Origin of the sequence: Brevibacterium sp., assembly GCF_022712115.1 — a bacterium.
GTDB classification, from domain to species: domain Bacteria; phylum Actinomycetota; class Actinomycetes; order Actinomycetales; family Brevibacteriaceae; genus Brevibacterium; species Brevibacterium salitolerans.
The window spans coordinates 1-10367 of record NZ_JALAHB010000042.1 but is presented as its reverse complement, the minus strand read 5'-3'; the positions used below and the strand labels follow the sequence as shown (position 1 = coordinate 10367).

The following is a 10367-nucleotide window of genomic DNA, read 5'->3' as shown; positions in this document are numbered from 1 at the left end:
TCCCGTCACTGTGCGGAGTACGGCTTGCCGGCGGCGGCCGGCGGGCGGACCCTGCCCACGAAGCCGGCGACGGCGAAGATCGTGACGATGTAGGGCAGCATGAGCAGCAGGTCGCTGGGCACCGGGGTGCCCATGGTCGAGAGCGTGTTACCCAGGTTGCGGGCGAAGCCGAACAGCAGAGCGGCGCAGACGGCGCCGACGGGGCTCCACTTGCCGAGGATCATGGCCGCCAGGGCGATGTAGCCCTGGCCCGCGGACATCTCCTTGCCGAACGCCAGACCGGAGCCGATGGTGAAGAAGGCACCGCCCAGGCCCGCGATGCCGCCGGCGATGAGCGTGTTGACCACGCGGGACCGGTTGACGTTGATGCCCACCGTGTCCGCGGCCTTGGGGTGCTCGCCGATGGCCCGGGTCCGCAGGCCCCAGCGCGAGTGGAAGAGGAGCACGTGGATGACGGCGACCGCGAGGTACATGAGGTACACGAGGATCGTCTGGTTGAAGAAGACAGGCCCCACCACGGGGATGTCCGCGAGCAGCGGGATGGGCAGCGAGGGCAGCGTCTGCCGGGCGTTCCAGGTCTCCGGGTTCGCGGTGAGCACGGTGGAGAACAGGAAGTTCGTCACACCCACCACCAGCACGTTGAGGACCACGCCGATGATGATCTGGTCGACCCAGTAGCGGATGGCGAAGAACGTGAGCAGGACCGCGACGAGCGCTCCGGCGATGGGGGCCGCGACGAGGCCCGCATAGGGGTTCTTGAGCGCGGAGGCGACCACCGCGGCGAGGAAGGCCCCCGCGAGCAGCTGACCCTCGATCGCGATGTTGACGATGCCGGAGCGCTCCCCGATGAGCCCGCCCATCGCGCCGAAGATCAGCGGCACGGACAGCGCCAGGGCGCCGGCGAGCAGCGGGGTCAGCGGGATGCGCCCGGTGTCCGCGCCGGCCCACGTGAGGAAGGCGAAGAGGAAGAGGACCCCGAAGACCACAGGGAACCAGAGACCCGGCTTCTCCCGCCGCGTCGCGAGCCATGCTGCGGCCGCGGCCATCATGAGGAGCACGATGCCCGCGCCCACGGAGGTCCCCCAGGCGGAGACCGTGAGGTCCGGGACGTGGAAGAAGTCGCGGCCGGAGGAGAAGGAGAAGACTGTCTGCTTGCCGCCGGTGCCGCTGAAGAGGCCGAAGCCCAGCAGGGTGACGAGGCCGAGGCCGCCGTACACGACCGGGAACTTCACGTCGACGGGGGCGCGGAGGGCCGGGTGGGACGCGGGGGCGGCCGGCCCCGCGGGCGTGGCGGTCATCGCGCTTCCTTTCCGGCGGGGACGGGGAGTCTGAACAGGCCGCGGACCAGCGGGGGCGCGGCGATGAGGAGGACGATCACGGACTGCACCACGAGCACGATGTCGATGGGCGTGCCCGTCTGCGCCTGCATGGTGTAGCCGCCGGCCTTGAACGCGCCGAACAGGAGGCCGGCGAGGAAGGTGCCCAGCGGGCGCGAGCGCCCCAGGAGCGCGACCGTGATGGCGTCGAAGCCCAGCGAACCGGCGATGCCGATCGTGAGCTTGTCCTCCGTGCCCAGCACCTGTGCCGCGCCCGCGAGGCCGGCCAGCGCCCCGGCCAGCGCCATGACGAGGAAGGTCACGCGTCCCACGGAGATGCCCGCGGTCCGCGCCGCATGGGGGTTCTCCCCCACCGCGCGGAACTCGAAGCCCAGGGTGGAGCGCTCGAGCAGCCACCACACGAAGACGGTCGCCGCGACCGCGAGCAGGAACCCCGCGTTGAGGCGGAACGGGTCCGGCAGCAGCGGGAACAGGGCCGCGGTGTCGTCCACGGACCGCGACTGCGGATTGGCGCTGCCGGAGCGCGTGAACCACTGCTGCTTGAGCAGATAGGCGATGAGGAACCCCGCGATGGAGTTGAGCATGATCGTGACGATCACCTCGTTGGCGCCGGTGCGGGCCTTGAGCGCACCGGCGATGCCGCCCCAGACCGCACCGCCGACCACGCCGCCGAGCAGCGCGACGAGCATGTGGATGCCCAGCGGCAGGGTGAGCCAGTAGCCGAGGAAGCCGGCGCAGACCGCACCGATGATGACCTGGCCCTGTCCGCCGATGTTGAAGAGGCCGGAGCGGAAGCCCAGTGCGATCCCGAGGCCGGCGAGGATGAGCGGCGTCGCGGCGACGAGGGACTCCGTCAGCGGGCGGACGGAGCGGACGAAGCTGGTCGCCTGCCAGTCGAACACGGCACCGCGGAAGAGCGCGAGGTACGCCTCAGTCACCACGTTCCACGTCGCGACGAAGAAGTCCGAGGGCCGGGCGAACAGGTAGCCGAGCGTGTCCTGGACGGCCGGGTTGGACGCCGCGATGAGCACGGCGCCCACGAGCAGGCCCACCACGATCGAAAGCAGCGAGACCATCCAGGAGCCGGAGAGGAGGTCGCGCAGGACGCCGGGCCGCGGCTCGCCGCGGCGCGCCGGCTGGCGGCCTCCGGTGCCGGGATCGCCGGTGCCGGAAGTCGCCCCGGACCCTGACGGGACCGGCGCCGGGGATGCGGTCTTCTCACTCATGCGGGGTCCTCCTCGGCCGCGGAGATCTCTGTGGCGTCCTCGCCGCTCGCCACGCGGGCGAGCGCCTCGTCCTCGGGCACCCCGGCCATCATGAGGCCGAGCACATCACGCGGTGTGGTGGGCGGGACGATGCCCATGAGCCGCCCCTTGTACATCACCGCGATCCGGTCCGCGAGGTTGTAGACCTCGTCGAGCTCCGTGGAGACGATGAGGCAGGGCGTGCCGGAGTCGCGTTCGGCGATGATGCGCTTGTGGACGAACTCGATGGAGCCCACGTCCACACCGCGGGTGGGCTGGCTGGCGACGAGCAGCCGCAGCGGCCGGCCCAGCTCGCGGGCGAGCACGACCTTCTGCTGGTTGCCGCCGGAGAGGGTGGAGATGGGATGGTCGATGGAGCTGAGCCGGATGTCGAACTCCTCGACCTTCTTCTCCCCCTCGGCACGGATCGTGGCGGGCTGCAGCGAGAGGCCCGAGGCGTACGGCTCCGTGTCGTAGAGGTCGAGGATCATGTTCTCGCGGATGGAGAAGCCGCCGATCACCCCGTCGGTGGAGCGGTCCTCCGGCACGAAGCCGATCCCGGCGCGCAGGCGCTCCTTCACGCTGCGGTGGGCGAGGTCCTCCCCATCGAGGACGATCGTGCCCGTGCGCGGCTCCACGAGCCCCAGGATCGCCTCGGCGAGCTCCGACTGGCCGTTGCCGTCGACGCCTGCGACGGCGAGCACCTCGCCCCGGCGCACCGAGAGGCTCACGTCGTCGAGCAGCAGGTTCTCCCCGCTGCCCACGACGGTGAGGCCCTCCACGGCGAACGTCTCCTCGCCCGGCTCGGACGCCTGCTTGTCCGTGGTCAGGTGCACCTCGCGGCCCACCATGAGGCCGGCGAGCTCGGACTCCGTGGACTCCGGCACCGCCGTGCCCACGACCCTGCCGCGCCGGATGACGGTGATCTGGTCCGCGATCGCCTTGACCTCGCGCAGCTTGTGCGTGATGAAGACGATCGAGGTGCCGCGCTCCTTGAGCTGGCGCATGATGCCGATGAGCTCGTCCGTCTCCTGTGGGGTGAGCACGGCGGTGGGCTCGTCGAGGATGAGGACCTCCGCGTCACGGGAGAGCGCCTTGATGATCTCGACGCGCTGCTGGGCGCCCACCGGCAGATCCTCGATGACCGCGTCCGGGTCGATGTGGAATCCGAACCGCGCGGAGATCTCCTGGACCCGTCGCCGGGCCTCGCGCAGATCCAGCATGCCCGCGCCGCGGGTGGGCTCGTAGCCCAGCGCCACGGACTCCGCGACGGTGAAGACGGGGACGAGCATGAAGTGCTGGTGCACCATGCCGATACCGGCGGCCACGGCATCGCCGGGACCGGAGAAGCGCTGGGCGGTCCCGTCGATGAGGATCTCGCCCTCCTCCGGCGCGTAGAGGCCGTAGAGGACGTTCATGAGCGTGGACTTGCCCGCGCCGTTCTCCCCCAGGAGGGCATGGATCTCTCCGGGTTGGACGACGAGGTCGATCGAGTCGTTGGCGGTGAACGAACCGAAGCGCTTGGTGATACCGCTGAGTTCGAGTTTCACAGGCGGGTGCTCCCGTTGACGGAGGGGGTGTGAGATGCGCAGGTCCCGGAGACCGGCGTCTTCCGGGCGAAAGCCTATAGGAAGGATCCGGGTCTCCGGGACCTGCGCAGAGTCTGACGATCAGGGGGTGGAGGGGCTCTCGACGACGATGTCGCCGGCGATGATCTGCTCCTTCAGCTCCTGGACCTTCTCATCGAGCTCCGCGGGGACCTCGTCCTCGAAGTCGTGGTAGGGAGCCAGGTCCACGCCGCCGTTCTCCAGCGTGCCCACGTACGGGTCCGCGGAGAAGTTGCCCTCGACGTCCTGGGCGATGGTGTCCTTGACGGCGGTGGCGATCTCCTTCTGCACCGTGGTGAGGATGATGTCGCCATACTCCGTGGACTCGTAGCCGTCCTGGTCGACCCAGACGATCTTCGTGTCTCCGGCGGCCTTGGCGGCCGAGGCGGCGCCGAGGCCCACCGGACCGGCGACCGGCATGATGATGTCCGCGCCCTGGGAGATGAACTGCTCCGTGAGCGCCTGTCCCTGGCTCTGGTTGTCGAAGTCGCCGGAGAAGGAGCCCGACTGGTCCTCCTTGTCCCAGCCGAGGAGCTTGACCTCGTCGTCGCCGTTGTCCTCGTTGTACTTCGCCACGCCGTCCGCGAAGCCGTCCATGAAGATCGTGACGGAGGGGATCTGGATGCCGCCGAAGGTGGCGACCGTGCCGGACTCCGACATCCCCGCCGCCAGGTAGCCGGCCAGGTAGGCGGCCTCGGCGGTGTTGAAGATGATGGGCTTGCCGTTGTCGAGCTCCACGGGGTTGGAGTCCTCGTCCGTGAAGGTCGCGTCGACGAGGCCGAAGTGGAGGTCCGAGTTGGCCTCCGCCGCCTCGTGCACCGCGCCCTCGAGGAGGAAGCCGACGCCCAGGGTGATGTTGCAGCCCTGGGAGATCATGTTGTCCACGTTGGGGCCGAAGTCCGAGTCCGCGTTGGACTCCGCCTCCGCGGACTCGATGCCGAGCTCCTCGACGGCCATGTCGAGGCCCTCCTTCGCGGACTGGTTGAAGGACTTGTCGTCCCATCCGCCCGCGTCGGAGACGATGCATGCCTTGTAGTCGGCGTTGTCGCCACCGCCTCCGCCTGCGGAGCCGCTCTCCTCCGGGGCCTCCCCGCACGCGCTGAGCACGAGGGCGCTGGAGGCGATGATCGCCGCAGCTGATGCGAGATGCTGACGCTTCACTTCTAACTCTCTCTCCACGATCACGAGAGTCCGCTCCGGGGAGACGGTGACTCACGGGCGCGCGCTCACGCGCAGGCTCGTGTGACGCACCGCGGCGCCGGAAGGGGCTCGCTGGTATCAGCTCACCGGGACCTGTGCACTCCCTGAGAGTCGCCCGTCAAGCCGAAGATCTATTCTCCACGGTCGGGGATCGAACTCTCGGAGAACTGACACTTTTTCAACCAATCGAAACCCAATCGTTGTGAACTACACTGGTCCCCATGCTTCCTGAACCACTGAAGGACCTGCTCCCGCAGGCATCCACCGACCCGAGCCAGCCTGCGAGCCACCGGGCGAAGGTGTACGACCTCATCCACACCAACCTCACGCAGGCGATGGCCTCGCGCACCTTCACCGCGCAGTTCGCCCACACGCACGGGCTCAACCTCATCGACTTCCACGTCCTCCAGGTCGTGGTGTTCGTCGACGACGAGGAGGGCACGGCGACGCCCGGCTACATCGCGCGCCAGCTCTCGCTGTCCGCCTCGACGCTCACCTCCATCCTCGAGCGCCTGGTGCGCGCGGACTACCTCCTGCGCGAGCGCGACTCCGCGGACCGCCGCCGCATCTCCATCTACGCGACGGACAAGACGATGGAGCTGCTGGCCTCCTTCTACTCGCACATCGCGGACGAGTACGAGTCCCTGTTCCCCGCCCAGGGCGACGAGCAGCTGGCCGGCTACACGGAGCTGCTCTCCACGCTCACAGAGGCCAACGGCGCGGTGGCGCTGGCCTTCGAGCGCAACGGCGAGAACCTCCGCAGCGCCACCCAGGGCCGCGCGCTCCAGGCGGAGCAGAGCGGTTCCGCAGGAAGCACGTCCGGCAGCGTCGCGAGCTGACAGAAGCGTGATGCCGCAGGGCCGCTGAGGCCGCGGCCTCCGGCCGCAGGGCCCCGCACAGGGAGATCTGTGCGGGGCCCTGCGCATGTCTGCGGCACCGCCCTCCGGCCGTCACCGTCCGGTGCGGAACAGGCCGTCGCGGAATAGGGCGTCGCGGCTCCCCGTTGCCCCGGACATGCGCCTCTCGCTGCTCGACCGCTCCCGCACCCGCGCGGGCCATCCGGACGGACAGGCCCTCCACGACACTCTCGCGCGCGCCCGCCGTGCCGAGGAGCTGGGCCTGCACCGCTTCTGGGTGGCCGAACACCATGCGGTGCCGGGGATCGCCTCGGGTGCGCCAGCCGTCCTGCTGGCCGCGCTGGGACAGGCGACGCAGCGGATCCGCCTGGGCTCCGGCGGGGTGATGCTGCCACAGCACCAGCCCCTCGTGGTCGCGGAGCAGTTCCGCATGCTCGAGGCCCTCCACCCGGGGCGCATCGACCTGGGAGCGGGCCGGTCTCTGGGCTTCACGGCCCCGGTGAGGCGGGCGCTGAGGCGCGAGGCGGCCTCGGCGGCGGACTTCGAGGCGAACCTCGCGGAACTGGGCGGCTACCTCACCGATGCGGGCGCGCTCACGGCGCGCCCCGTCACCGGCCCCATCCCCCTGCATGTGCTCGCGACCGGTGCGGGGATGGGGATCGCCGCACGGCTGGGTCTGCCCGTGGTGGTGGGCGGACCGATGGTGCTCAGCGACGACATGCCCGAGGCCCTGGCCGTTTATAGGCGGGAATTCCGCGCCGATTCCTCTCCTTTCTCGGACAGCGCACCCCGCGTGATCGTCTCTCTCGAGGTCTTCGTCGCGGAGACCGCGGACCGGGCGGAGGAGCTGGCCCTGCCCGAGGCCTGGGCCATGGCCCGCTCACGGGAGCTGGGGGCGTTCCCGCCCCTGGAACCGGCCTCGGCCATCCGTGCCCGGACGTGGCAGGACCGGACCCGCCGCCGGGTGGAGGAACAGCGTGCGCTGGCGGTCTCCGGCACCCGGGCGACCGTGGCGACGCGCCTGCGCGACCTCGCCGCCGCGGCGCAGGCGGACGAGATCATGGCGACGACTTCCACCTACGACCGCGAGGACCTCGCGGAGCTGGACGAGGCCTTCGCCGGACTTGCGGAGGAGCTGGGGTGAGGGTGCTGAAACCGATCTGCGCTGTCGACGGCTGAAGAAACACCTCTGGACGGCTGCACAAGGAGATTCTGCGATGAGACGATGTCTGGAAGACGGACGTGGCGGCGGTACTCCCTCGCCACGAGCCGCACCCTGAGGAGCAATGACAATGGACCGTGACGAAGTTCCTCCCCGGCCTTCGATCCCTCCCTCGCACGTCACCTCGCGCAATGCGGTGAATGTGCTCCGGCTACTGCTCGAGGAGCACGGGTATGTCGTGGACGAGATCGCGGGTACCAGCGACTTCGGCGAGGACCTACACGTGTCCTTCGGTGAGGGGAATGCCCGTACCGGCTACGTCGTCGCCGTCCAGGTCAAGGGCGGAGTCTCATATCGCCGCGGGCAGGGCTACCAGGTCCCTGTCGAGAAACATGCCGCGAACTGGAGCGAGAGCAATATCCCGGTGGCCTGCGTCGTCCATGACCCCGAGAAGCGATCCCTCTTCTGGGCGAACGCGAGCAAACAGCTCCGGCACGCGAAGCTGACGATGCAGGAGATACAGGCGATCACCGTCCCCCACAGTTCGCCGCTGACCGCGGAGAGCCTGCCGGCATTCGTCGCGGAGATGCGAGGCTACATAGACGGGACACGAGACATAGCGAATGCGATCGAGGAGCTGACCGGCATCGCGGTCAGCCCCCGCGACTACATCGCCTATTCGCCCAACATCTACGGAGAGCGCATGGCCTTCATCCAGCGTTTCGGCACCGATCATGCTCTGCTCGTCCACGACGACCTCGAACCGCACCCGATCCCTATCACTCCGGATGACCTGCTCCTGCCAGGAACCGACCGACACCGCCAGCTGGTCCCTCACGAATTGCTGAAACGCACCCCGCTGCTGGGCGAGTACATCCTCAACCCGGACGAAGCGATGTGGCTCATCTCCTGCTTCGCCAACAGCCAATGGAATCGCACACGTCACTCCACGGACTCGGACAGCTCCAGCCAGGCCTCCTCGAGCGCGGCCAGCTCCTCGCGATAGCCGTTCTGCTCCTGTGTGAGCTTCGTCAGCCCCTCGAAGTCCGACTGGTCGTGCGCGGCCATCTTCGCCTGCACCTTCTCCACGCTCTGCTCCAGCTTGCCCATCTTCCGCTCCAGAGCGTTCAGCTCCTTCTGCGCCGCACGCAGCTGGGCGCCGGACAGCCCGGACCCCTCCCCCGCGGCCTCGGCCGTGCCCGCTGCACCCGAGGCGCCGTCCGCCGGACCTGAGGCACCCGCCGCCCGCACACCCACGGCCTTCGCATCCCGAGCCCCGGCCTCGGCGTCGTCCGCCGCACTCAGCCGCAGGTACTCGTCCACTCCTCCGGGCAGGTGCCGCAGATGCCGCGCACGCACCGCGAACTGGTCATCCGTCACCCGCTCCATGAAGTAGCGGTCGTGGGAGATGACCAACAGCGTGCCCGGCCAGGTGTCCAGCAGGTCCTCCATCGCGGCGAGCATGTCCGTGTCCATGTCGTTCGTCGGCTCGTCGAGGATGAGGACATTGGGCTCGTCCAGCAGCGTGAGGAGGAACTGCAGGCGGCGGCGCTGGCCGCCGGAGAGGTCCTTCACCCGGTTGGCGAGCACATCGCCCAGACCCAGCTTCTCCGCGAGCTGTCCGGGTGTGAGCTCGCCGCCGGCCGTCTGGTAGGCCGCCTTCTTCTGCCCCAGCAGGGTGCGGACGAAGTCGTCCATGACGGGCTCGAGGTCGCGCAGCTGCTGATCCAGCACGGCCACCTTCACGGTCTTGCCGCGCTTCACCCTGCCCGAGGTCGCGGTGACATCGCCCGTGAGCAGGCCCGCCAGCGTCGACTTGCCGGCGCCGTTGCGGCCCAGGATGCCCACGCGGTCGCCCGGGCCCAGGATCCAGGTGAGGTCCTCGAGGACCGTGGTGTCCTCCTCCGTCTCCTCCCGGCCCGGGAAGGACACGCTCACGTCCTCGAGTTCGAAGACGTCCTTGCCCAGCCGGGCGGTGGCCATCCCCACGAGCTCCGTGGTGTCACGCACCGGCGGCACGTCCGCGATGAGCGCGTTGGCCGCCTCGATGCGGAACTTGGGCTTGGAGGTGCGTGCGGGAGCCCCGCGGCGCAGCCAGGCGAGCTCCTTGCGCATGAGGTTCTGCCGCTTCGCCTCCGCCTGCTCCGCCTGCCGGCGGCGCTCCACACGCTGCAGGACGTAGGCGGCGTACCCGCCCTCGTACTGCTCCACCGTCCCGTCGTGGACCTCCCAGGTCTGCGTGGTGACCTCGTCGAGGAACCAGCGGTCGTGCGTGACGACCAGCAGCGCGCCCTGGCCTGCGGGCCAGCGGCGGTTCAGGTGCCGTGCCAGCCAGGCGATGCCCTCGACGTCGAGGTGGTTGGTGGGCTCGTCGAGGAACAGCACCTCGTGCTCGCCCGCGAGCAGCGCCGCCAGGGCAACGCGACGCCGCTGCCCGCCGGACAGCGAGGAGATGGGTGTCTCGAGGTCCAGATCGCCCAGCAGGCCGCTCATGACATCGCGGATCTTGGGATCCGCGGCCCACTCGTAGTCCGCGGCCTCTCCCACGACGGCCTCGCGGATCGTCGCCCCGGGTGCGAAGTCGTCGACCTGTTCCAGGTAGCCCGTGCGCACGTCACCGCGACGGGTGACGCGGCCGGAGTCCGGCTGCAGGACACCGGCGAGGATCTTCACGAGGGTGGACTTGCCGTCGCCGTTGCGTCCCACGATGCCGATCCGGTCACCGGCCTCCACTCCCAGCGTGACGCCCTCCAGCAGGGGCCGGTTGGGGTTGGCGTGGCTGATCTCCTGGGCGCCGAGCAGGTGCTCGTGACTCCTTGGGTGTTGCGGGGTGGTGTAAGATGCGGCGGCCCCGGGCGGGCGGGGGGGGCGGCAGGGAGGCCCGGCCGCGACACCCCAGGGGGGGCGGGGGCCAGCGGGGGGCCCCGGGGGGGAGGCGCGCCGACCCCCCCCCGCCCCCG

Annotated in this window: 8 protein-coding genes; 3 read left to right on the top strand and 5 right to left on the bottom strand. The window is 69.8% G+C overall.

Annotated elements, in window-relative coordinates:
• Positions 1-5 precede the first annotated feature (5 nt).
• From Q0A33_RS02390 to Q0A33_RS02375, 4 genes are all read right to left on the bottom strand, one after another.
• Positions 6-1298, bottom strand: a complete 1293-nt coding sequence (locus Q0A33_RS02390) for an ABC transporter permease (RefSeq protein ID WP_291792530.1) — start codon at positions 1296-1298, stop codon at positions 6-8.
• Entirely contained in the window at positions 1295-2563 is a 1269-nt protein-coding gene (locus Q0A33_RS02385; protein ID WP_291792527.1) for an ABC transporter permease, read from the bottom strand. The genes Q0A33_RS02390 and Q0A33_RS02385 overlap by 4 nt, the downstream gene beginning before the upstream one ends.
• Positions 2560-4131, bottom strand: coding sequence for an ABC transporter ATP-binding protein (locus Q0A33_RS02380; RefSeq protein ID WP_291792524.1), 1572 nt, complete (start codon positions 4129-4131; stop codon positions 2560-2562). The genes Q0A33_RS02385 and Q0A33_RS02380 overlap by 4 nt, the downstream gene beginning before the upstream one ends.
• A gap of 120 nt (positions 4132-4251) precedes the next feature.
• Complete coding sequence (locus tag Q0A33_RS02375) at positions 4252-5349, bottom strand: BMP family ABC transporter substrate-binding protein (RefSeq protein WP_291792521.1); 1098 nt, start codon at positions 5347-5349, stop codon at positions 4252-4254.
• Between the two features lie 260 nt (positions 5350-5609).
• Between Q0A33_RS02375 and Q0A33_RS02370 the strand changes: the two genes are divergently transcribed.
• The 3 genes from Q0A33_RS02370 to Q0A33_RS02360 all read left to right on the top strand — a co-directional run bounded on the left by Q0A33_RS02370 (position 5610) and on the right by Q0A33_RS02360 (position 8413).
• Positions 5610-6227 carry a MarR family transcriptional regulator gene (locus tag Q0A33_RS02370; RefSeq protein ID WP_291792518.1) on the top strand — a complete coding sequence of 206 codons (618 nt, stop codon included), beginning with the start codon at positions 5610-5612 and terminating at the stop codon, positions 6225-6227.
• Between the two features lie 175 nt (positions 6228-6402).
• Complete coding sequence (locus Q0A33_RS02365) at positions 6403-7389, top strand: MsnO8 family LLM class oxidoreductase (RefSeq protein ID WP_291792515.1); 987 nt, start codon at positions 6403-6405, stop codon at positions 7387-7389.
• 148 nt (positions 7390-7537) lie between these two features.
• The gene (locus tag Q0A33_RS02360) at positions 7538-8413 is read left to right on the top strand and encodes a DUF4365 domain-containing protein (protein ID WP_291792512.1); all 876 of its coding nucleotides are present in this window, start codon (positions 7538-7540) and stop codon (positions 8411-8413) included.
• On the opposite strand, the gene Q0A33_RS02355 is transcribed toward Q0A33_RS02360, so the two are convergent.
• Positions 8350-10209, bottom strand: a complete 1860-nt coding sequence (locus tag Q0A33_RS02355; RefSeq protein ID WP_291792533.1) for an ABC-F family ATP-binding cassette domain-containing protein — start codon at positions 10207-10209, stop codon at positions 8350-8352. The genes Q0A33_RS02360 and Q0A33_RS02355 overlap by 64 nt on opposite strands.
• Positions 10210-10367: the final 158 nt, after the last annotated feature.